This window comes from Pseudomonas tructae (assembly GCF_004214895.1).
In the GTDB taxonomy this organism is placed as follows: domain Bacteria; phylum Pseudomonadota; class Gammaproteobacteria; order Pseudomonadales; family Pseudomonadaceae; genus Aquipseudomonas; species Aquipseudomonas tructae.
This window is the reverse complement of record NZ_CP035952.1, coordinates 2,190,490-2,211,304: the sequence shown is the minus strand read 5'-3', so window position 1 is coordinate 2,211,304 and position 20,815 is coordinate 2,190,490. Positions and strand designations below refer to the sequence as shown.

Below are 20,815 nucleotides of genomic sequence, written 5' to 3'. Positions count from 1 at the left end.
TCATTCAGGCAAACCTGCGGAGGGCGGGCACGAGCCGGCTCTCTGGCGCGTGTTGGCCGGGGACCCTGCTGTGCGCTTCGCGATTTTTTCGAGAAGTCCATGACAGCAACACCCCCCAAGCGTCGCCGCGGCCGCCTCGCCGAAGAGCAGATCCAGAGCAAACCCGAGTGGTCGCAGATCCCCGAACATAGCCGTCACGTTATGCTTTGCACCGGCCCGCGCTGTGTGCAACGCGGTGCCCTGCCCCTGTGGAAAGTCCTGCGTCGCGAGCTGCTGGTGGCCAACCGTATCGAAACCACTGACGGCGTGCTGCTGACCCGCAGCCATTGCCAATTCCCCTGCAACCTCGGCCCGGTGCTGACGGTGTACCCGGACCGCTGCTGGTACCGGGTGGCCAACGCCGAAGAGGCGCAACGCCTGGTGCGCGTGCACCTGATCGAGGGCCAGCCGGTGCCCGAACTGCTGCTCAATGGCCAGCTGTCATGAGGTGGGTCAGCGCCAGCTTGCTGGTGGTTATGAGCAGCAGCGCGATGGCCCTCGACTTTCAGAATTGCGGGCAGACCTGGCACCTGGCAGCGGAGCGTCCGCAGCGCATCCTGGCCCTCAATCAGCATGCGGCCGACCTGCTGCTGGCCCTTGAAGCCGGCCCAGCACTCGCCGCCGTCAGTTACATCGATGACAACCCGCAAGCGCTGGCCAGCGGTCGCTATCGCGGCGTGCCGCTGCTGTCGCGCCGCTACCCGGCGACCGAGGTGGTCTACGCCCAGGGTTATGACCTGCTGGTCGGCGGTTTTGCCAGTGCCTTTCGCGACAGCGACGGCGTAGCCCCGCGCACGACCCTGAAGGCCAACGGCATCGATACCTATCTGCTGGAGAACGCCTGCACGCCAGCAGCGCAAAACGGTTTTGCCGCCGTTGAGCAAGACCTGCGCACCCTCGGTCGCCTGCTGCAACGCGAGGCCCGGGCCAACCAGCTGATCGACCGCCAGCGCCAGGACCTGGCTGACGCACGCGCCATCGCCGGGCAAGGCGAGCCCCTTTCGGTGTTCTACCTCGACAGTGAGGTCAACGGCCTGCAAAGCGAAGGCAAGCGAGGCTTCATTACCCAACTGATCGAAGCTGCGGGCGGGCGTAACCTGTATGCCGAGATCGAGCAGAACCGGGTCACGGTCGATGCCGAAAGCCTGCTGCGCGCCGACCCCGACGTGATCATTCTTGCCGATGCCGTGTGGTCGCCCGCTGCCAGCAAGCGCGCCTTCCTGGGCAAGCACCCGGCACTCTCGCACCTGCAGGCGGTGCGCGACAATCGCCTGATCGACCTGCCCTTCACCCACCTGCTGCCCGGCGAACACAGTGCCAGTACCGCCTTGGGCCTGGCCCGACAGCTGCACGCCTTCAAGCAAGACCCGCCGTGAGCCATCACAGCAGATTCCGCTGCCAAACCCACTATTTCAGCTTTACCGGCTGAGCGCCCAACGCGCTTCAGCCGGGATTTATCCTTGATCACATCGACAATAAGCACACAGCCCACCCCGGATGCGTGCCTCGATGCAAACAACAAATACAGTCTTGATGATCCGCCCGGCGCGGTTCGCCTTCAACCCGGACACTGCCCTCAACAACCGCTTTCAGCAGGCTTTGCTCGACCCGGAGCAGGCACAGCATAAAGCGCTGCAGGAGTTCGATGGGTATGTCGACACCCTACGCCAGCACGGCGTCGACGTCCTGGTGGTGCAAGACACCCCGGCGCCGCACACGCCCGATTCGATCTTTCCCAACAACTGGTGGAGCAGCCACGCCGACGGCAGCCTGGTGCTCTACCCGATGGAAGGCCAGAACCGTCGCCTGGAGCGCAGCAAGGGTGTACTCAAGGTCCTCGAAGAGCGCTTCGCAGTCCGTCAGACCATCGATCTGAGCCCGCTGGAACAGCAGAGTATGTATCTGGAAGGGACCGGCAGCATGGTCCTGGATCGCGAGCACCGGATCAGCTACGCCTGCCATTCCGGGCGTACCCACACCCAGGCCCTGCGCCTGTTCGCCGAACAGCTCGACTATCGCCTGTGCCTGTTCCACGCCGTCGACCGCCAGCAGGCGCCGATCTATCACAGCAACGTGATGATGAGCGTCGGCCGCGGGCTCTCGTTGGTCTGCCTGCAGGCGCTGCCCGAGGCCCACGAGCGCCGTGCCCTTGAGCACTCACTGCGCGACACCGGCAAGGACATCCTGGCCCTGGACTTCGACCAGCTCGAAGGCTTCGCCGGCAACATGCTCGAAGTCCACGACAAGCAAGGCCAGCCGCTGCTGGTGATGTCGCGCAGTGCCTGGCGCTCGCTCAGCCCCGAACAGCGTCAGCAGGTGGAGCGGCACAGCCATCCGGTGGTGGTGAACATCGACCATATCGAGCGCATCGGCGGTGGCAGCGCACGCTGCATGCTTGCCGAAGTGCACCTGCCCGTCCGTCACTGATTACAACAAAGGAGTTCATCATGACCCGCTATATCGACGTTACCGACCTCAGCCGCCTGGTGCTGCACAAAGGCCTGAGCACCTGCATCAGCGAGATGGCCGAGTACATCCGTGAGGACTACCTGCGCTGGCACGACTTCGAGAAATGCGCCCGCCTGGCCAACCACTCGCCTGATGGCGTGATCGAGTTGATGCCGGTCTCCGACGCCAACCTGTATGCCTTCAAGTACGTGAACGGTCATCCGAAGAATACCCAGCGCAACATGCTGACAGTGATGGCCTTCGGCGCCCTGGGTGACGTCGATACCGGTGCGCCGGTACTGCTCAGCGAGATGACCCTGACCACCGCCATTCGCACCGCCGCCACCTCGGCCCTGGCCGCCCGCTACCTGGCACGCAAGGACAGCCGCAGCATGGCGTTGATCGGCAACGGCTCGCAAAGCGAGTTCCAGGCCCTGGCCTTCCATGCCCTGCTGGGCATCGACGACATCCGCCTGTATGACCTGGACCCTGCGGCCAGCGCCAAGCTGGTGGCCAACCTCAGTGCTTACCCGGCAATCAAGGTGAGCGTCGCAAGCTCCGTCGCCGAAGCGGTGCGCGGTGCCGACATCGTCACCACAGTGACCGCCGACAAGGCTTTCGCCACCATCCTCAGCCCGGAAATGATCGAGCCGGGCATGCACCTCAATGCCGTCGGCGGCGACTGCCCGGGCAAGACCGAGCTGCACCGCGCGATCGTCGAGCGCGCACGGGTGATCGTCGAATACGAACCGCAAAGCCGCATCGAAGGCGAGATCCAGCAGATGCCCGCCGACTCGCCAACCACCGAATTCTGGCAAGTGGTCAACGGCCAGGCGGCCGGTCGCGAAAACGCCGAGCAAGTGACCCTGTTCGATTCGGTGGGCTTCGCCCTTGAAGATTACTCGGCGCTGCGTTATGTGCTCGACGTGGCCAAGGCCCTGGACATCGGCAGCGAGATCGCCCTGGTTCCGGAGCTCAAGAACCCCAAAGACCTGTTCGCGCTGTTGCGTGCACCGGTTGAAACGCTGCAGAAAAAACGCGCCTGAACCCGACCGATTCTGCCGTGCCAGGGCGCGGCAGATCGGAAACTGCTGTAACTGAAGCCTAAACAGGAGGCGCTCCAGCCGATTCGGCTGACATACACGCTTTAACAGCAAAATCCGGCAGCCGTCGCCGGTTCAAACGACACAAAAAAAACGTCGTCATCGCGCATTCTGAGCCCGACCCGAGAGTCACTAAAAGACCAGAAGCGCATCACTGCCCTACATCAACTATAAAACTCAGGGATACTCATATGACTTCGCTGCGAAAGCTCCTCAGCGTGCTTCTCCTGCCACTGTGCGCAAGTGCGGTGCAGGCCAAGGAATGGACCGAGATCCGTTTCGGCGTCTACCCCGAATACCCACCTTTTGAATCCGTTGCCGCCGATGGCAGCCTGCAAGGCTTCGACATCGAGCTGGGCAATGCCATCTGCGCCAAGCTGCAAGTCAAGTGCACCTGGGTGCACAACGAATTCGACGGCATGATCCCGGCCCTGCGGGCGCGCAAGTTCGACGCCATCATGTCGTCGATGGCGGTGACCCCGGCCCGGGAAAAGCAGATCGACTTCAGCGCCAAACTGTTCCTCAGCCCGACCTCGGTGATCGTGCGCAAGAGCGCCGACTTCGGCGACACCCCCGAGTCGCTCAAGGGCAAGCAGATCGGTGTGCTACAGGGTTCGCTGCAAGAAGCCTACGCCCGCGCCAAGCTGACGCCGCTGGGGGCACAGGTCAAGGCCTACCAGGCTCAGGACCAGAACTACGCTGACCTGCTCAACGGCCGCCTCGACGCCACCCTGACCGACAAGCTCGAAGCCCAGCTCAATTTCCTGTCCAAGCCTGAAGGCGCCGACTTCAAGAGCGGCCCGGCGATCAAGGACCCGACCCTGCCCCTGGACATCGCCATGGGCCTGCGCAAGAACGACAGCGAACTCAAGGCCCTGCTCGACAAAGGCATCGCCGCCATCCACGCCGACGGCACCTTCGCCGCCATCCAGAAAAAGTACGTCGGCGACCTGGACATCTACAACGAGTAAGCCGTGCCACCGCGATCCGCTCGCCCTGAGCTGATCGCGGCCGCATTTGCCCTGCGTCCTACCGAGATTTTTCCCGTGAACGACTTCCTTCACTCCCATGGCTGGCAGGCCCTGAGCCTGCAGGGCTTCGGCCCGCTGTTGCTGCAAGGGACCTGGATGACCTTGAAGCTTGCGCTGCTGTCACTGGCCCTGAGCCTGGCCCTGGGCCTGTTCGGCGCCAGCGCCAAGCTGTCGCGGCACAAGCTGCTGCGCATCCCCGCCACCCTCTACACCACGCTGATTCGCAGCGTGCCGGACCTGGTGCTGATCCTGCTGATCTTCTACACCCTGCAACTGTGGCTCAACGACCTGACCGAACTACTCGGCTGGGACTACTTCGAGATCGACCCTTTTACCGCCGGGGTCATCACGCTGGGCTTCATCTATGGCGCCTACTTCACCGAGAACTTTCGCGGGGCAATCCTCAGCGTGCCAGCCGGGCAACTGGAAGCCGCCACGGCCTACGGCTTGAGCAAGGTGCAACGCTTTCGCCTGGTGCTGTTCCCGCAACTGATGCGCTTCGCCCTGCCGGGCCTGGGCAACAACTGGCTGGTGCTGCTCAAGTCCACCGCGCTGGTGTCGATCATCGGCCTGGCCGACCTGGTCAAGGCTGCGCAAAACGCCGGCAAGACCACCAACAACACCCTGTACTTCCTGATCATCGCAGGGCTCGTTTACCTGTTGATCACCACCCTCTCCAATCGCTTGTTCAAGCACCTGGAGCGGCGTTACAACACCGGTATCAAGGAGCTGGCACGATGATCGAACTCTTTGAGCAATACGGCCAGGCCTACCTGTACAGCGATGGTGGCGGGCTGTCCGGGCTGGCCATGACCCTGTGGTTGTTCGTCATCACCATGGTCCTGGGCTTTTTCCTGTCGCTGCCGCTGGCCCTGGCGCGGGTATCGCGCAATCTGTGGCTGCGCTGGCCGGTGGAGTTCTACACCTTCGTGTTCCGCGGCACGCCGCTCTACATCCAGCTGCTGATCTGCTACACCGGCCTGTACGGGCTGGAAGTGGTACGTGATCACGCCCTGCTCGACCAGTTCTTTCGCAACGCGTTGAACTGCACGCTGCTGGCCTTCGTGCTCAATACCTGCGCCTACACCGTGGAGATTTTCGCCGGGGCCATTCGCAACATCCCCCATGGCGAGATCGAAGCGGCCCAGGCCTATGGCCTGCACGGCTGGAAGCTGAGCCTGTTCGTGGTCCTGCCGGCAGCCCTGCGGCGCTCGTTGCCGGCCTACAGCAACGAACTGATCCTGATGCTGCACGCCACCTCGCTGGCCTTCACCGCCACCATCGCCGACATCCTCAAGGTTGCCCGCGATGCCAACGCCGCCACCTTCCTGACCTTCCAGGCCTTCGGAACGGCGGCACTGCTGTACATGTTGCTGTCCTTCGCGCTGGTCGGGCTGTTTCGCCTGGCCGAACGTCGCTGGATGGGTTTTCTTGTTCCTGCCCGAGGCTAACTCATGACCACTACCGCACACGCCTTGTCGACGGGCGAACTTACCCATAACAGCCGCCCAAGCCCACGCATTGCCAGCGTTGCCGCCGATGCCACGGTCAAACTCAGCGTTGCCGACCTGCACAAAAGTTATGGCGAACACGAGGTACTCAAAGGTGTCTCGCTGCAAGCGCGCAAAGGCGACGTGATCAGCCTGATCGGCGCCAGCGGCTCGGGCAAAAGCACCATGCTGCGCTGCATCAACTTCCTCGAACAGCCCGATGCCGGGGTCATCACCCTCGACAACCAGAGCATCGAGATGCGCCAGGGCCGGGCCGGCACCCGCGCACCGCATCCGGCGCAACTGCACAACCTGCGCACGCGCCTGGCCATGGTGTTCCAGCACTTCAACCTGTGGAGCCACATGACCGTGCTGGAAAACATCTGCATGGCGCCGCGGCGGGTGCTCGGGGTGAGCGCCCAGGAAGCCGAAGCCCGGGCGCGCAAATACCTGGACAAGGTCGGCCTACCGCCACGGGCCGCCGACCAGTACCCAGCGTTCCTCTCCGGCGGCCAGCAACAGCGGGTGGCGATCGCCCGGGCCCTGGCCATGGAGCCGGAAATCATCCTCTTCGACGAGCCGACTTCGGCCCTGGACCCTGAACTGGTCGGTGAAGTGCTGAAAGTCATACAGACGCTGGCCGAGGAAGGCCGTACCATGCTCATGGTCACCCACGAGATGGGCTTTGCCCGTCAGGTGTCGAGCCAGGTGCTGTTTTTGCACCAGGGCCGGGTCGAGGAACAAGGAAGCGCCGAGATACTTGACCAGCCGCAGAGCGAGCGCCTGCAGCAATTTCTTTCCAACCGTTTGAAGTGAAGCCGAACCTGCATGGATACCAAGGTCAACAGCCCACAGACTACGCCAACCCTGGACCGGATCGACGAAGCGATCATCGACGTGCTGCGCCACAACGGGCGCATCACTTACGAAAAGCTCTCATCGCTGGTGCACCTGACCCCACGCCCGTGCCTGGAACGGGTGCGCAAGCTGGAACGGCGCGGGGTGATTCGCGGTTATGGCGCAATCATCGACGTGCAGATGGTTTCGCCGGGGTTGTCGCTGCTGGTGCTGGTGGCCCTTTCCAACCAGAGCGGGCGCGCTGCGCAAAAGGCCTTCGAAGCCTGCGTGCGGGCCTGCCCGCAAGTGTTCGACTGCCAGCTGATCAGTGGCCACTTCGACTACAGCCTGCGCATGCGTTGCCGTGACATGGAGCACTACCGGGTGCTGACCGAGACCTGGATGAACAACGACGAGTTGCACATCGACAAGCTGGTCGCCCACCCGGAGCTGGCGGTGGTAAAGAATACCGCCCCCCAGCTCTAGGGTCTGTACAAAAAGTCCCGCGATCTGCCGTAGCGCGGCAGCAATCCCTGGCCACACAGAGTACCTGATACAACCGGGTGGCTGATTTGCGAGCGCTTCGCACTCGATCGCGGGACGAGCCCGCTCCCACAAAAAAGGGTACATGCACTTTTAGTACAGATTCCAGGCGTGATTCACGACTTAGCAGAAATCTTGTCGAAGATCGATTGAATGCGCTCCTGAGTAGACTCTGTATGCGGATCGAGAGCCGGCACATCGAGATGCTTGAAGACCTGATCGATCTCTAGACCAGCACTCCGCCTAAACTCCATGTTGGGGTCACGTCCTTCTCCAAGAGGGATCGTTTCATCAAGCTTAGTTTTCAGTAGCAACGTATATCGGTCAGTGTGAAACCTTGCTAACCCATACAAGTAGTTTCGCTCTTCAGTGGAAATTCTTCGCCCTGTGGCCTTAAGGGCGGCCTCTAGATATCCAAGTGCATCTAGCACGGGACGATCAACTAACACTAATTCGGCGTTCAGTTCAGCTTCCAGTTCGGCCTTTATCACTGAAACCAATATCCAGAGGGTGCTCTCGAATGTATGTTCCTCCAAAATAGGAAAGCCAGACTTTTGGCATTTGGTCGCTGTATCGCTAATTTTTAGAACCGAAATCCCCCTCGCTTTTGCCTGGCTTTCGACCGTTTCAATAAAGGTCGATTTTCCAGTTGAGTGCGTGCCGGCAATACCTAAAAAGTAAGCCATCAGAAAAGGCTCCTCTGCTGAGATTGAATATAGGGATCTTCCGAGCTTCCTGCAATTTGAGCCAAGGCTAGCAGGTCAAGCTGAGAATTTTGGTCGAGCTCTATGGCTAGGGCGAGAAAAAGCTCTGCGGTAATCATAGCGTCACCGCTAGCGCGGTGGCGCTTTGATGGATCAATCTTGAGGTTACAAGTACTTATAAGCGCATCTAGCGAGTAGCTGCCCTGCCCAGGTCGGACATATCTTGCAAGCTTTAGCGTGTCAAGAATCGCAGTGGGGTGCCAGTCCCCTAGCTGCCGTCGCATCAGTTGCGTATCTATGCTGACGTTGTGGCCCACCACAATATTTTTTCCCAATTCCATTTTTATATCATCCGCCACTTCTTCATGAGAGGGGCTACTTGATAGATCGCCATCGGAAATACCGTGTATCTGAGTAGCACGCTCAGTGACTGATTTCCGAGGTCGGATCAGCCAAGAACGTGGACGGCCGATTTGTTTGTCAATGATAGGCACAATTGCCAGCTCTATGATCTCCTGAGGGGATTGCCCATTACCCTCAACGTCTACTACAACGAAATGGCACTGAGCCCAGTGCGGATTATTCATAGTTGCAGCACCTCAATAAGGGAGGACTGTACTCGGCGCGGTTCAGATATTTGCTGGTCGTCTACATACTGTTCACATTCAGCCTGTCTGATTCGCTCGAGTAAGCGCTCACGCGAGTCTGCATCAAGGAAGCTCAGTTCAGACTCCATAGCAGAAGCCTTCATACTAGCAATTATGTCCGTTAGAGTACGAACGCGCTCGTTTATAGTGGTTTCTTCCAAGTGGTTATCCATTTCGAAGGCAGGCGTGTTTTCACGGGCAGAAAAAGGAATGGCGACATTGATGTGAAACTCGAGCTCTTTCGTAAGTGCTACCGTCTCCAAAAAATCCTCATGCTCTTCGCCGGGAAAGCCTATGAGCCAATTACCATAGAGAACGGTAGGAGCGTTTTGGCGAAAATCTTTCAATGCCTTGGTCAGCATAGCTATGTCGTAGCCTCTGTTCATAGCTTTAAGAATCCGCGCCGATCCGCTCTGAATCGATATGTAGAGCAGGCGAATTCTTCCCTCTTTGCTCCATTTAAGGATTTTCTCTGAGTACCTCAGGAACGGTTTCGGCTCTATGTACCTGATTGATAGTGTTACTCTGGGGTCGAGAGTGAGCAGGCTTTCCACAAGCTCGGGGAAGCGTGCCTTGGATTCGAAGGCCTTGTAGTTACCGATTTCGTCTCCAATCAATACAAAGTGGTGTTTTCCCATTTCTATCGCTTTTCGAGCTTTCCCAACGATGTCTGGTAACGGAACCGACTCAAACTCTCCCCGTCCCTGTGGGATACTGCAGAAACTGCACTTGTAAAGGCAGCTCCGCGTAACCGTAATCATTTCGCAAGGGTCTTGTTCGTCGTAAAATACAAACCCCTTTGTTGTCTGTCGATAGATGCGTTCCGCCTGTCCATTGTGGCTTCGATCAGCTTCTTGGAGATCGGCCACGATAGAAGCCTTCGCGGCCCCTACTCGTTGACGGAGGTTCTTCAGCCCACCTGAGCCGTGACTTTCAAAACTATCACTCGAGTTTTGAGATAGCTGCTGATCGACCTCTGAGAACTGGAGGCCAGTGTAGCTACTAAGAATCTCGGACATAGGGCTGAACGTGAGGTCCGGAACAGAGGCTTTGCTGAACACTACGTCCGCGCTAGTGTTTGCGAGGCAACCGGTAACGCTAATTTTAGCGTTAGGGGCGCGCTTTTTTGCCTCATCAATTTGAAGAACAGCATCGTCTACCCAGCGACCACGTACAGAGCAACCTGAGTAAATGATCTCATCCGCATGTTCAGGCTGCGTGACTATTTCAAAGCCTTTTTGATAAAACCCAGCCTGAAGAACATTGAGATCGTAAGAAGCGTTAAGACATGTGTTATGTGCGAAATATATTTTCTTCATGCATGGACTCCATAAAAAATCCGACTAACGGATATCGATATAAAGTACTATTTTATTTCCTGCCAAGTAGCGTGGCTCTCGAACGAATCAAACTTCCCGCCACCACTGCACGTGATATCTCTTCGCTCTCGGACAACGACAGCGCCAAACTGGAGCGACAACGTACATGAGGGCGCATACTTCCTGTCACTGCCAGAATGCTTTGCATCACTGAGTGGTGGTGGTCAAACAGCTGCGCGATCTGCTGGAAGAGTCGCCTTTCTGTCAACGCTCCCACATCAACGCTTTCTGGGTCTCGGTGTAATCATTACGAGGTCTTTGCTTCATCTGCAACACTCCTCCTGCTGACGCAGTGTCTAGTGTGCTGCATCCACCGCTTGAACCCACAACCGACAGCAGTCGGCCCGAGCACCCGTTCGGCAGATGGCACATTCAACTGTGAACATCCACTCAATCTACCTACGAGATTAAAGATTATTAAAATCTATTTCCCTAAGACTATCAATCGAAGCGATTCGATCTCCGCTTGCAGTGCCTTATTAGCTCGTAAAAGGGCCGCATTCTCTTGCTTCAAAATAAATTTCGAAGGCCTTTCAGGATTGTCAAAGCTTGGAATATCAAAAATTAGTTCCATCTCATCTTTATAAGGCATTAAAGGTTGATACAGCTGATAAAATGCGCGACCTACGGCACCGCGAAAAAGTTCAAGCTCGGGCTTGTTTTTTCCGGCCGACAATATGTGCTTGGTTGCAATACCTGGGTAAGGATCAATATATACAATCTTTTTGAATCCAAGTTGGTAAGCTTTTTTTGCACATAGCTCGCATGGGCTGGCAGTTGTAAATAGCACACCCCCTGACAACTTCTGACCTCCGTACTTGGAAATTTGCAAGAAGGCATTTTCTTCAGCGTGAAGCGCTCTTGTGTGAACTTGGTTTTTCTCGCCTTCAATCTCATTTTGAATGCTTTTAAAGCAGAATGAAAAATTTCTATTTGAGGTTTTGTTTGTTGCTATTAAGCTTGAATATTTGGCATTTAGTGCTTTTCTAAAAACTGGATCCGTCAGCTCGTACTCACTAAAATCTGATTTATTTCGACCTTGAATAAGGTCTTCTGAACTTCGTAACAAACAAGGTAGCTGGCCTTGAGGCGTACTGTTCCAACCTATTGCCTTTACACTATATGATTCATCTGTAACAACGGCACCTACTTGCCTTGAAATACAACCAGAGCTCTGCTTGGCGGTGTACGCAATCTGCATACAGTTTTCAATGGATGTGGGCATTACAAGGCCAGGGTGCATCATGAGCGTGACATACCAAGCCAATTGGCTCACTAAGTCACTGTGAGTATATTCGCTATTTTTTGAATTGTGGATATGTATGTCGGAAATTTCAATACACGCTTGAATATTCTGGGCTACAAATTTGTTGGCACCAGAAATTTTCTCTGGATATTCTTTATCGTCCAGAGCTTTAATCTCACTATCCGTTAGCTTCCTGTATTCTCTGAGACTGCGCAAGCGTTCGGCATTAGATGTATTTATTGAGACGAGGTAAAAATTAGCATAGCGTCTTTTTAAATAGAACGCCTCGTAAGGATTCCTTATTGCATCGACCACAATCCTACAAGGCTTATTGTCAAGTCGAGCCTTTTTATGTGCTAATTTTATTAAGAAATTCAGATGCTTTGGGAAATTGAAAAGCTCTTTAGGATCAAAGGTTGGATCATTGGCCCTGCCCGAGGCCCTTACATTATCGCCGGCTCGCTGATAAAACTGAGTGAACTTCGCCCTACCTAATTGCGTTTGTATTCGCTTTGTTAGCTCGGGGAGATCAATGTAGTAAAACTCAAAAAAACCTTCAACCTCAAACTCTTGAATGCTTTGTTTATTCCCTGTGATGGATTTTTTTTTGCGCGCCACCTCGAATAGCAAAAAAAGATCTGACGCCTCTTTCTTGCTGAGTGGATTATTAAATGTCGCACTGGAAAAATACGCTAAAAAATCAGATCTTGAAAGCTGTAACAACTGGTAGGTAATCAAGCTACTGGCTTCGATTTTGTAAAAAGGTAGCCAGCCTGCTCCATCAATGTATTTTTTTATTATCTGATGTTTTTTTAATTCGTTTCGACTGAGTCCCTCATAAGCATCGACTGGAACATCAAACTCAATACCGCATAATTTTTGAGCAGCTGTAGTACATCCTGAACCTGTGCGACCAGTAAGTCCAATGATCAGAAAATCTTTCGCGTCCTCATATACGCTATTAATAGCTGTTGATGTTTCTCGCATTTTAGCTCTCCCTGCATACTGTGATCTAATAAATCGACAGTTTTCTAGTTCCATTCTACTTAGAAATATTTACTCACAATGTTCGATTAGACCTGACCAACCCTGACGCGCACCTCAGGGACGAGAGTATGGCAAAGTGATTGCATTGTATAGCGGGGTCTCAGGTTTTTGTCATGCAGATTGAGGTTTATTTCTGCAATCGTACCCAGATCTAGTCACGATCAAGAATCATTATCTCTACTTCGCTCGTAGGACCTCAATCACGTGTACCGCTTGAACTTTGAACGCCCCCTAGAGCCCCCTAATTTCTGGACATCCGATATCCATCGGCGATGTGCCCCCATTCACAAGGAATAGACTTTTGTGGGCGCAGCGTTGAACCAGTTCGACCTGTTGAGAGATTGGGAACGGATGCCCTAAGCCCACTTAGTCAGGCACAATGGCGAGGAGCATCCGCTTGATATGTTCATTCGAGGCGGCCTAGATCACTGGCAGAATCTGTAACACAATCACAATTTAAAACTGCCATTCGCTGTATCGATTCTTCAGAGCGGCATTCCAGTAAATTGGTTATTTTCCGGTTTGATTCGGACGTTTGATTGTGTAGAAAGATATGATATCAAACCTAATTACTCTATTGCGCTGGAGCGTGTGTCGACGACTGAACGTTTGCTGGGTGAGACCTTGATCGGTGATTTTTCAGTATTCGCTAAGCGATTGAACTGCCGCGATTTTTCCTAGCGCGGTGTTTCTCAAACAACATTCATATTTTGATCTAGGCTTTTCAGCATCAGAAAAGCGCTGGAGCAACGATTTGAGAACTGGCCAACCTGCTACTCGGATTGAGTTGAGCGACGAAGAGTAAACCGAATTGCTTCGCCGTTCCTGGCAGCGCAATGGTCCCGCCGAATCTCGCATTCGGGCCGAAATCATCTTGGCGTGCGCAGGTGGGGAGTCAGGCGCGTTGATCGCCCACAGACTCTGTATTGGCGTACACACGGTTTCGCGTTGGCGAGTGCGATTCAGTCGGCTGCGGCTTGATGGTTTAAATGACCAGCATCGCTCAAGTCGGCCTCGCAGTATTACCGATTAACAAGTACAGACCGTGGTTAATCAGGTACTGCAATCCAAGCCTGAGGACGCCAGTCATTGGAGCTCTCGCTCAATGAGTCAGGCAACCGGGATTTCTCATGCCCGCGTAATGCGGATATGGCACGCCTTCGGCCTGAAACCGCCCTTGGAGAAGACCTTCAAACTTTCGACTGATCCGCTGTTTGTGGACAAGGTTCACGACATTGTTGGGTTCTACCTCAGCCCGCCCGACAAGGCCCTGGTGCTCTGTATCGACGAGAAAAGCCAGATTCAGACCCTGAACCGCACCCAACCAGAATTGCCCGTTGCACCGGGTAAACCCGTCACTCGCACCCACAAGTACAAGCGCCACGGAACCACATCATTGTTCGCAGCGCTGGATATCGCCACGAGCGAAGTAATCGGACGACTGAAACGTCGCCATAGAAGTACTGAGTTTCTTGCCTTCCTCAAAGAAGTGAACGCGTGGTTGGCAGTGCACCCGCGCTACCACGTGCATTTCACGCAGACCTCGGCATCTTGGTTGAGCCTGGTGGAGCGCTTTTTCTCGACGTTAAGCGAGAAGTGGATCAAGCGCCAGGCACATACCAGCGTGAAGGATCTGAAAGAATCCATTGAGTACTACCTGTCAACTCACAACGCCAACCCTCGACCCTTTCGCTGGTATCGAAAAGCCGAGGATATCTTGGTGAACGTCAGCCGTGCAGCAGAGGCGCTGGGCCGAAAATTATGAGTTTTATTCGAGAAACACCACATAGACCATCACCTCAGGTACGCGGCGGCGCCACCGGCCCGCTGCGCGACCAATCCAGTAGCAGGCTGTAGGCCACCGCCAGCAAGGTCGGGCCAATGAACAGGCCGATAAAACCGAAGGCCAGCAGGCCGCCAAACACCCCGAGCAGGACGATTACCAGCGGCAGGTTGCCGCCACGGCTGATCAGGTAGGGTTTGAGCACGTTGTCGACGCCACTGATGATGAAAGTCCCCCAGAGGCCGAGGAACACCGCCATGCCGTACTCGCCCTGCCAGGCCAGCCAGGCGGTGGCCGGTATCCAGGCCAGTGGCGGGCCCATGGGGATCAGGCTGAGCATGAAGGTGACGATCCCCAGCACCAGTGCCCCCGGTACACCGGCAATCAGGAAGCCGATCAGCGCCAGCACGGCTTGCGCCGCCGCCGTGCCGATCACGCCGTTGACCACCCGTTGCACGGTACCGGCCACCAGTTCCAGGTAATACTCGCCACGCTCGCCCACCAGCCGGTCCAGCAAACGCAGGACAAACGCCGCAAGCCTCGGCCCGTCGCGGTAGAAAAAGAACACGAAGACCAGGCTCAGGGTCAGCTCGAGGATGCCGCTGCCGATCTGCGCGCTGCGCGCCAGCAGCCAGTTGCCGACCTGGCCCAGGTAAGGCTTGATCGTCATCAGCAAGGCCGCACCTTGCTGATCGATGGTGTCCCACATACCCACCAGGCGTTCGCCCACGAATGGGACGCCGCCCAGCCAGCCCGGTGCATCGGGCAGGCCATCGACCTGCACGTCACGCACGAACGCCGTGGCGTCGCGGATGTGATCCGCCAGGTTGAAGCCCAGCCACACCAGCGGCAACGCCACCAGCAGGATCCACAAGCTGGTCAGCAAGCCTGCGGCCAGGGTTTCGCGACCGCCGAGCAAGCGGGTCAACAAGCGCATCAGTGGCCAGCTGGCATAGGCCAGGATGGCGCCCCACAACAGCGCCGAAATGAACGGCGCCATCACCCACAGGCCGGCGCCCAATAGCGCCAGCAAGATGATCTGCACCAACAGGCGGTCGTTATTGGCCATCATGTTTCTCGATCAACGAATCAGTTCGACGTGAAAACCGTCAGTCTTGGCCTGGCCCACGTCCAGCCGCGACGAGCGCACCCCAGCCGTGACCAGTTGCTCGCGCCAGACCTCGGCCTGGTCACCGCTCAGGGTCACGCGCAAGGTGCTGTCCAAGTTCAGGCTGCGGCCCAGCAGCGTGACCCAGGCCGCCTGTGGCTCATCCAGATCAGGGTAGTCGAGCTTGCCGGTGTCGCGCAGTTCGCGCAGCACCGTGGCCGGGGTTGGCAGCACTTCACCCAGGGGGGCGTCGGCAACGAATTCCTCGACGTGAAGGTAGGCGCGCTTGTTGCCGCGGGTGATGCTGTAGAGGGCCACCAGCGTGTTGCTCTGCTCGGCGGAGCGACGCAGCAGGATGAAGGCTTGTTGGTCGTCCGCGCCACCGAGGCGGGAATTCTTGAACACCTCGTTGGCCCACAGGCTGTTCTCCCCACAGTCGCGGGCCTGGCACCAGAACAGCGGATAGCCACCGTCCTTCTGCAGGGTTTCCCGGGCGGCGGCGAAGGCTTCGTTGGCACTGCGCTCACGCGGCAGCTCATAGGTGACTGAACTGACCTCACCACGGCTCTCTATCTTGCCTTCGACGCGCAACTGGTTACTGATCTTGCGTAGGCTACCCAGTGGGTAGATGCGTTCCTGCAGCGCGGCAGCACGCTGATCGACCACTTTGGCGTCAAGCGGAACCGGCAGCCCCTCGGCCAGCAACGGTGCACTGGCGAGGACGCCGAGCCCGACCAGCGCGGCCTGGATAAAAGGTTTGAGCCTCATAGGCACGCCACCGAGCACGGGGCTTCAAGGTGGTCAACGGATGTGGCAGTGTCTTGCTGGTTCATGGTTGTCTCCCTGTTCAACCCGCCAAGCCTCGACAGTTGCCCGCCACAAGTCAAGAAATGCCAAAGAAGCGATTGAAACAGTCTGCAACAAGGGTTGCACCCGCATCGTCATTCAGATGCAGGTGATGCCCGCCCGGCAATTGCTCACGGGCAAAGGGTAGCTGCTCGAGCAGCTCGCCATGGCGCGCCAGCATGCCGTCCGCGGCCACCACCAGCTTCGCCGGGCAGGCGATGCGCTGCACGAAGCTCATGGCCTGGTCTTGATTGAGACGGGTGGGCGACGGCAAGGTCAGGCGGCTGTCACTGCGCCAGGTGAAGCCTCCAGGCACGGGCATCAGCCCGCGCTGGGCCAGCAGCTCGGCAGCTTCACGGCTGACCGCAACCATACCCTTGATACGTGCTTCGATGGCCTGCTCGAAGGTCGGGTGTACCGCCTTGCGTTTACTGTCCAGGCGTAACTGCGCCTGCAGGGCCATGCCCATGCGTTCGGCGGCATCCTGCGGGCCGCTGGTGGGCGGGATCACCCCGTCGATCAAGGCCAGGTGGCTGACCCGCTCGGGCATCGCGCCGGCCAGCAGCACCGAGATGATCGCCCCCAGCGAGTGCCCGAGCAGGGCAAAACGCGCCCAGCCCATCTGCTCGGCGACCCGCAATACATCGTGGACGTAATCGGCCAGGGCATAGCTGGCGCCGGCCGGACGATGCTCGGAGTGACCATGGCCGGCCAAGTCCAGGGCCAGAATGCGCAAGCCCTTTAGTTGCGGCGCCAGGCGGGCAAAACTGTTGGCGTTGTCGAGCCAGCCGTGCAAGGCGATGACCGGCAGGCCATCGGCGGGGCCGAACAGGTGCGCGGCCAGTTCGATATGGCCAAGGTTCAGGCGGATTTCCTCTATTTCGCGACTCATGCCGGTGTGTCCTGCCAGCGATCGAACAGGCCCTTGATCAGGCTTGCGGTATCGGTCGGGTGCTCCAGTGGGAACATGTGCCCGCCCGGCAAACTGTGGTACTCGCCCCGGGGCATGCCACGCACGGCCAGGGCGTGATGGCGCTTGACCACCCGGCTGTGGCTGCCCCGGACCATGGCCAGGGGCAGTTTCAATTGCCTGGCAGGGCTTGGGCTGGTATGCGGCAGGCTGCGGTAGATGCTGATTTCGGTGGCCGGGTCAAAGCGCAGGCGCAAACCGCCGTCATCCGCTTGCAGGCCATGTTCAAGGTAGGCATCCAGGCACTCAGGGTCAAAGTGCCGGAACAGGCTTTTGCCGGCAAAGTAGGCCCGCGCGCTGTCGCGGTCGGCAAAGGCTTCGCGCCGCCCCAGGGTACGCCCGGCCGGGGTGATGCGATCGATGAAGCCCATGCGCTTGGCCGCCTGGATCAGCCACTGGTCGACCCGGGTCAGCACCGGTGAATCGAGCATCACCACGCCACGGTAATACTGCGGGCAGCGCAACGCCGCATGCAGATGCAACACCCCGCCCAAAGAATGACCGACACCCCAAACCGGGCCCGGCTGCTGCTGCAGGTGATGAATCAGCTCATCAACCAGGCTCTGCCAGTTGTCATTGACCGGAAAGCGCGGATCGTGGGCATGCTGAGGCAGGTGAGTCACCTGGTAGTCTGGCGCCAGCGCGGCGAAGAGCTTGCCGTAAGTGGCCGAAGGAAAACCATTGGCATGGGCGAAAAAGATCTGCTGCGACATGGCCGCCAATCCGAAGGCAAGTGATGGCTCATTGTCGGCAACCCTAGCCACTGCGGCAATGTCCGGAAAAGCCATCGACGACGGCAATCAGGTCAATACTCGCCAAAACTGGCCATCGAGCGCCGCAGACAGGCCTGCATATAGGCCAGCTGTTGCTCCAGGGCCTCGCGGGCGCGGCGTTTGTCTTCGGCATCGAGATCCAGCCGACGCAGGGCCAGGCAACTGGTCTGCAGCAGGTGGGATGTGCGAATGCAGGCCTGGCGCAGTTGCTCCAGCTCGTACTGCCCCTCGAACTTGCGCAACAGGTAATCAAGCTTGGCGTCGGCGCTGTCCTGCAACAGGCGGTACTCGGCAAAATCCAGCGCCTGGTGCCGTTGTACCTTGTTCAGCGCCGGCCGCACGTCGGCCGAGTACACCAGATCCAGATGTCTACCACTCATTGTCAAATTCCCTGGGACACCCTGCCCCGCCACCTGATCGCACGCTAGCAAGGCAGGCACTGCCCGACAACTGGTAAAAATATCAGGTCGATCAACGGCTCGGTGCATCCTGGCCGAGGGGAATCACGGCGATGGTCAGACGCGAAATGCAACTGGCCTTGCCCTCGTCGCTGCTCAGGCGAATATCCCAGACGTGGGTACTGCGGCCGATGTGCACGGCTTTGGCCGTCGCCGTCACCCGCCCGCTGCGGATACCACGCAAGTGGTTGGCGTTGATTTCCAGGCCTACGCAGTAGAATTTCTGCAGGTCGATGCACAGGCAACTGGCCATGGAGCCGACAGTTTCGGCCAGCACCACCGAGGCACCGCCATGCAGCAGGCCGTAAGGCTGATGGGTGCGGTGATCAACCACCATGCTGGCGCTGAGTGAATCCTGGGTGAAGGATTCAAAGCGGATATCCAGCACCTCGCCGATGGTGTTCTTCTGCAGGGCGTTGAGGTGCTCGATATCCGGTTGGGTATGCCACAGACTCATTGACTCGATCCTTGTTGTCATTGTTGTTCAGGGTGACTCATGGGTGATGCAGGTTGCGCAGGGTCATCAGGCCGGCCAACGGCCAATCGCCTTCGAGCTGCGCCAGGCTGGCGGTGCTCATGGGCGCCGGATACTGATGGTTGCCATGCGCAAGCAGGCTGACCAGGTTACCCACCAACGGCTGGTGACTGACCAGCAACACCTGCTTCACACCCAGTTTTTCCAGCTCGGTGATGACCGCTTGCGGGTCACTGTCAGGCGTCAGCCAAGGCACGGTCTGCACCGGTTGGATGAAGCCGAGGGCCTCGTGGACCAGTGCAGCCGTCTGCTGGGCCCGTACATACGGGCTGGCAAGAATCACCTGCAGCGGCTGGCCAAGCAGCACCGCCGCACTGCGCAGCACCTGCTCGCGCCCATGGGCGGTGAGCCGGCGCTCGGCGTCGGTGTTGGCCCGCTGCTCGGCCTCGCCGTGGCGCAGAACCCAGAGCTTCACAGCTTCGGCTCTTCGTCGCGCACCGGGTGCGGCGCAGGCGGCACGCTGTGCGCGGCTTCACCTTCCGGCGCACGCGGGGTTGGCCAATCAGCGAACGGCCAGGGCTTCTGGTCGCTGTGAAAACTGCCAAATCGGCCGATCTGCGCCAGAAACTGGCTCAGGCTGTCGCCGAAATTCATCAGGCTGGCGCTCGGTGCACCATAGATCAATCGGTACACAAGCTGTACCAGCACCAGGCCGCCCAGCAGCAGTTCGGCCAGTTGCCAGACCACCAGGAACACCAGCATCCACAGCACGCGCAAGATAATCGACTCGCGCTGGGTCTGGTTCGGGGATTCGTTCATATCCTGCTCCTGCTTAGTTGAAACCGCTGGTAGAGATAAAGTCGACGTCGGTTTTCGGCTCGCCGCGCATCAGCAGCTCGATCACCTGGGTCAGGGTCCGGCCTTCGAACAGAATCGCGTGCAACCCGGCCACCAGAGGCATGTACACCTGCACCTCCTGGGCTTTGACCTTGAGTACCTTGAGGGTGTTCACCCCTTCAGCCACTTCGCCCAGGCGGCTGACCGCCTCCTCCAGGCTCAGGCCCTGGCCCAGGGCATGGCCGACCTGGTAGTTGCGGCTCTTGGGCGAGGAGCAGGTGACGATCAGGTCGCCGACCCCGGCCAGGCCCAGGAAGGTCATCGGGTTGGCACCCTGGCTTACGGCAAAGCGGGTCATCTCGGCCAGGGCGCGGGTGATCAGCATGCTCTTGGTGTTCTCGCCCATGCCCAGGGCCACTGCCATGCCGGCGATGATGGCGTAGACGTTCTTCAGTGCTCCGCCCAGCTCAACGCCAAAGCGATCGCTACTGGCGTACACGCGAAAGGTGCGCCCGTGCAGTACCGCCTGGACGCGCTGGCACAATGCTTCGTCTTCACTTGCGACCACCGTGGCTGTCAGCGCGTGCTCGGCCACCTCGCGGGCAAGGTTGGGCCCCGACAACACACCGATGCGCGCCTGAGGGGCGATTTCTTCGAGGATCTGGCTCATCAGCTTGAAGCTTTGTGCCTCGATGCCCTTGGTCAGGCTGACCAGCATCTTGCCGCCGAGCCGTTGCGCATGTTCGGCCAGCACACTGCGCAGGGCGCTGGAGGGGAGCGCAACGAAGATCAGCTCGCAGGCCTGCAGGGTCGCCAGCAGGTCGTTGACCGGCTCGACCCCGGCATGCAGTTTGATACCCTTGAGGTAGCGCGGGTTTTCGCGGTTGGTGCGCATGGCGTCGGCCTGCTCGGGGTCGCGCATCCATTGCCGCACCCGAACACCGTTTTCCGCCAGCAGATTCGCCACGGCGGTGCCGAAACTCCCGCCTCCCAGAACTGCAACAGGCTGCTGTTCAGTCATATCCAATCCGTTAAAACCCATTTAAGTGGC

General features: G+C 58.1%; 22 protein-coding genes and 1 pseudogene. 10 read left to right on the top strand and 13 right to left on the bottom strand.

Features of this window, described 5'->3' with window-relative positions:
• The first annotated feature begins 99 nt into the window (after nt 1-99).
• The 9 genes from EXN22_RS10195 to EXN22_RS10155 all read left to right on the top strand — a co-directional run bounded on the left by EXN22_RS10195 (nt 100) and on the right by EXN22_RS10155 (nt 7,434).
• Complete coding sequence (locus EXN22_RS10195) at nt 100-486, top strand: (2Fe-2S) ferredoxin domain-containing protein (protein WP_130263931.1); 387 nt, start codon at nt 100-102, stop codon at nt 484-486.
• On the top strand, nt 483-1,415 hold the full coding sequence (locus EXN22_RS10190) for an ABC transporter substrate-binding protein (RefSeq protein WP_130263930.1): 933 nt from the start codon (nt 483-485) through the stop codon (nt 1,413-1,415). The genes EXN22_RS10195 and EXN22_RS10190 overlap by 4 nt, the downstream gene beginning before the upstream one ends.
• Before the next feature lie 133 nt (nt 1,416-1,548).
• Nucleotides 1,549-2,466: a citrulline utilization hydrolase CtlX gene (ctlX, locus tag EXN22_RS10185; RefSeq protein ID WP_130263929.1), complete on the top strand. Its 918-nt coding sequence runs from the start codon at nt 1,549-1,551 to the stop codon at nt 2,464-2,466.
• 20 nt (nt 2,467-2,486) lie between these two features.
• Nucleotides 2,487-3,533, top strand: coding sequence for an ornithine cyclodeaminase (locus EXN22_RS10180; protein ID WP_130263928.1), 1,047 nt, complete (start codon nt 2,487-2,489; stop codon nt 3,531-3,533).
• Between the two features lie 248 nt (nt 3,534-3,781).
• Nucleotides 3,782-4,561 (top strand): ABC transporter substrate-binding protein, encoded by a 780-nt coding sequence (locus EXN22_RS10175; RefSeq protein ID WP_130263927.1) that lies wholly within the window; start codon nt 3,782-3,784, stop codon nt 4,559-4,561.
• 75 nt (nt 4,562-4,636) lie between these two features.
• Nucleotides 4,637-5,362, top strand: a complete 726-nt coding sequence (locus tag EXN22_RS10170; RefSeq protein WP_130263926.1) for an ABC transporter permease — start codon at nt 4,637-4,639, stop codon at nt 5,360-5,362.
• Entirely contained in the window at nt 5,359-6,072 is a 714-nt protein-coding gene (locus EXN22_RS10165; protein WP_130263925.1) for an ABC transporter permease, read from the top strand. The genes EXN22_RS10170 and EXN22_RS10165 overlap by 4 nt, the downstream gene beginning before the upstream one ends.
• A 3-nt stretch (nt 6,073-6,075) precedes the next feature.
• The gene (locus tag EXN22_RS10160) at nt 6,076-6,927 is read left to right on the top strand and encodes an ABC transporter ATP-binding protein (RefSeq protein ID WP_233281698.1); all 852 of its coding nucleotides are present in this window, start codon (nt 6,076-6,078) and stop codon (nt 6,925-6,927) included.
• A gap of 12 nt (nt 6,928-6,939) precedes the next feature.
• Nucleotides 6,940-7,434: an Lrp/AsnC family transcriptional regulator gene (locus EXN22_RS10155; protein WP_130263924.1), complete on the top strand. Its 495-nt coding sequence runs from the start codon at nt 6,940-6,942 to the stop codon at nt 7,432-7,434.
• 173 nt (nt 7,435-7,607) lie between these two features.
• Here EXN22_RS10155 and EXN22_RS10150 read toward each other — a convergent pair whose 3' ends face one another.
• From EXN22_RS10150 to EXN22_RS10135, 4 genes are all read right to left on the bottom strand, one after another.
• Nucleotides 7,608-8,177, bottom strand: a complete 570-nt coding sequence (locus EXN22_RS10150) for an AAA family ATPase (RefSeq protein ID WP_130263923.1) — start codon at nt 8,175-8,177, stop codon at nt 7,608-7,610.
• Nucleotides 8,177-8,782, bottom strand: a complete 606-nt coding sequence (locus EXN22_RS10145; RefSeq protein ID WP_130263922.1) for a 3'-5' exonuclease — start codon at nt 8,780-8,782, stop codon at nt 8,177-8,179. The genes EXN22_RS10150 and EXN22_RS10145 overlap by 1 nt, the downstream gene beginning before the upstream one ends.
• Nucleotides 8,779-10,161, bottom strand: coding sequence for a radical SAM protein (locus tag EXN22_RS10140; RefSeq protein WP_130263921.1), 1,383 nt, complete (start codon nt 10,159-10,161; stop codon nt 8,779-8,781). Before EXN22_RS10140 ends, EXN22_RS10145 begins: the two co-directional genes overlap by 4 nt.
• 484 nt (nt 10,162-10,645) lie before the next feature.
• Entirely contained in the window at nt 10,646-12,454 is a 1,809-nt protein-coding gene (locus EXN22_RS10135; protein WP_130263920.1) for a hypothetical protein, read from the bottom strand.
• An 871-nt stretch (nt 12,455-13,325) separates the two neighbouring features.
• Between EXN22_RS10135 and EXN22_RS10130 the strand changes: the two are divergent.
• Nucleotides 13,326-14,279: pseudogene (locus EXN22_RS10130) on the top strand (IS630 family transposase).
• A 34-nt stretch (nt 14,280-14,313) separates the two neighbouring features.
• Here the strand turns inward: EXN22_RS10130 and EXN22_RS10125 are convergent.
• From EXN22_RS10125 to EXN22_RS10085, 9 genes are all read right to left on the bottom strand, one after another.
• The gene (locus EXN22_RS10125; RefSeq protein WP_130266788.1) at nt 14,314-15,366 is read right to left on the bottom strand and encodes an AI-2E family transporter; all 1,053 of its coding nucleotides are present in this window, start codon (nt 15,364-15,366) and stop codon (nt 14,314-14,316) included.
• Nucleotides 15,367-15,378: 12 nt separating this feature from the next.
• Nucleotides 15,379-16,173: a DUF4892 domain-containing protein gene (locus EXN22_RS10120; RefSeq protein ID WP_130263919.1), complete on the bottom strand. Its 795-nt coding sequence runs from the start codon at nt 16,171-16,173 to the stop codon at nt 15,379-15,381.
• Nucleotides 16,174-16,288: 115 nt separating this feature from the next.
• Complete coding sequence (locus EXN22_RS10115) at nt 16,289-17,143, bottom strand: alpha/beta hydrolase (RefSeq protein WP_130263918.1); 855 nt, start codon at nt 17,141-17,143, stop codon at nt 16,289-16,291.
• Entirely contained in the window at nt 17,140-17,934 is a 795-nt protein-coding gene (locus EXN22_RS10110) for an alpha/beta fold hydrolase (protein WP_130263917.1), read from the bottom strand. The genes EXN22_RS10115 and EXN22_RS10110 overlap by 4 nt, the downstream gene beginning before the upstream one ends.
• A 92-nt stretch (nt 17,935-18,026) precedes the next feature.
• Nucleotides 18,027-18,374, bottom strand: a complete 348-nt coding sequence (locus EXN22_RS10105) for a hypothetical protein (protein WP_130263916.1) — start codon at nt 18,372-18,374, stop codon at nt 18,027-18,029.
• A gap of 91 nt (nt 18,375-18,465) precedes the next feature.
• Nucleotides 18,466-18,909 (bottom strand): hotdog fold thioesterase, encoded by a 444-nt coding sequence (locus tag EXN22_RS10100; RefSeq protein WP_130263915.1) that lies wholly within the window; start codon nt 18,907-18,909, stop codon nt 18,466-18,468.
• 37 nt (nt 18,910-18,946) lie between these two features.
• On the bottom strand, nt 18,947-19,402 hold the full coding sequence (gene sixA / locus EXN22_RS10095; RefSeq protein WP_130263914.1) for a phosphohistidine phosphatase SixA: 456 nt from the start codon (nt 19,400-19,402) through the stop codon (nt 18,947-18,949).
• Nucleotides 19,399-19,746, bottom strand: a complete 348-nt coding sequence (locus tag EXN22_RS10090; protein WP_130263913.1) for a DUF4389 domain-containing protein — start codon at nt 19,744-19,746, stop codon at nt 19,399-19,401. The genes sixA and EXN22_RS10090 overlap by 4 nt, the downstream gene beginning before the upstream one ends.
• Before the next feature lie 13 nt (nt 19,747-19,759).
• Entirely contained in the window at nt 19,760-20,785 is a 1,026-nt protein-coding gene (locus EXN22_RS10085; protein ID WP_130263912.1) for an NAD(P)H-dependent glycerol-3-phosphate dehydrogenase, read from the bottom strand.
• Nucleotides 20,786-20,815 lie beyond the last annotated feature (30 nt).

Excerpts from the sequence above, each read along its gene's own strand:
- EXN22_RS10105 (WP_130263916.1), bottom strand. The coding sequence starts at position 18,374 with ATGAGTGGTAGACATCTGGATCTGGTGTACTCGGCCGACGTGCGGCCG.
- EXN22_RS10125 (WP_130266788.1), bottom strand. The coding sequence starts at position 15,366 with ATGGCCAATAACGACCGCCTGTTGGTGCAGATCATCTTGCTGGCGCTA.
- EXN22_RS10145 (WP_130263922.1), bottom strand. The coding sequence starts at position 8,782 with ATGAATAATCCGCACTGGGCTCAGTGCCATTTCGTTGTAGTAGACGTT.
- EXN22_RS10100 (WP_130263915.1), bottom strand. The coding sequence starts at position 18,909 with ATGAGTCTGTGGCATACCCAACCGGATATCGAGCACCTCAACGCCCTG.
- ctlX (WP_130263929.1), top strand. The coding sequence starts at position 1,549 with ATGCAAACAACAAATACAGTCTTGATGATCCGCCCGGCGCGGTTCGCC.
- EXN22_RS10150 (WP_130263923.1), bottom strand. The coding sequence starts at position 8,177 with ATGGCTTACTTTTTAGGTATTGCCGGCACGCACTCAACTGGAAAATCG.
- EXN22_RS10120 (WP_130263919.1), bottom strand. The coding sequence starts at position 16,173 with ATGAGGCTCAAACCTTTTATCCAGGCCGCGCTGGTCGGGCTCGGCGTC.
- EXN22_RS10140 (WP_130263921.1), bottom strand. The coding sequence starts at position 10,161 with ATGAAGAAAATATATTTCGCACATAACACATGTCTTAACGCTTCTTAC.
- EXN22_RS10115 (WP_130263918.1), bottom strand. The coding sequence starts at position 17,143 with ATGAGTCGCGAAATAGAGGAAATCCGCCTGAACCTTGGCCATATCGAA.
- EXN22_RS10085 (WP_130263912.1), bottom strand. The coding sequence starts at position 20,785 with ATGACTGAACAGCAGCCTGTTGCAGTTCTGGGAGGCGGGAGTTTCGGC.
- EXN22_RS10165 (WP_130263925.1), top strand. The coding sequence starts at position 5,359 with ATGATCGAACTCTTTGAGCAATACGGCCAGGCCTACCTGTACAGCGAT.
- EXN22_RS10180 (WP_130263928.1), top strand. The coding sequence starts at position 2,487 with ATGACCCGCTATATCGACGTTACCGACCTCAGCCGCCTGGTGCTGCAC.
- EXN22_RS10190 (WP_130263930.1), top strand. The coding sequence starts at position 483 with ATGAGGTGGGTCAGCGCCAGCTTGCTGGTGGTTATGAGCAGCAGCGCG.
- EXN22_RS10160 (WP_233281698.1), top strand. The coding sequence starts at position 6,076 with ATGACCACTACCGCACACGCCTTGTCGACGGGCGAACTTACCCATAAC.
- EXN22_RS10110 (WP_130263917.1), bottom strand. The coding sequence starts at position 17,934 with ATGTCGCAGCAGATCTTTTTCGCCCATGCCAATGGTTTTCCTTCGGCC.
- EXN22_RS10195 (WP_130263931.1), top strand. The coding sequence starts at position 100 with ATGACAGCAACACCCCCCAAGCGTCGCCGCGGCCGCCTCGCCGAAGAG.
- EXN22_RS10155 (WP_130263924.1), top strand. The coding sequence starts at position 6,940 with ATGGATACCAAGGTCAACAGCCCACAGACTACGCCAACCCTGGACCGG.
- EXN22_RS10135 (WP_130263920.1), bottom strand. The coding sequence starts at position 12,454 with ATGCGAGAAACATCAACAGCTATTAATAGCGTATATGAGGACGCGAAA.
- EXN22_RS10175 (WP_130263927.1), top strand. The coding sequence starts at position 3,782 with ATGACTTCGCTGCGAAAGCTCCTCAGCGTGCTTCTCCTGCCACTGTGC.
- EXN22_RS10090 (WP_130263913.1), bottom strand. The coding sequence starts at position 19,746 with ATGAACGAATCCCCGAACCAGACCCAGCGCGAGTCGATTATCTTGCGC.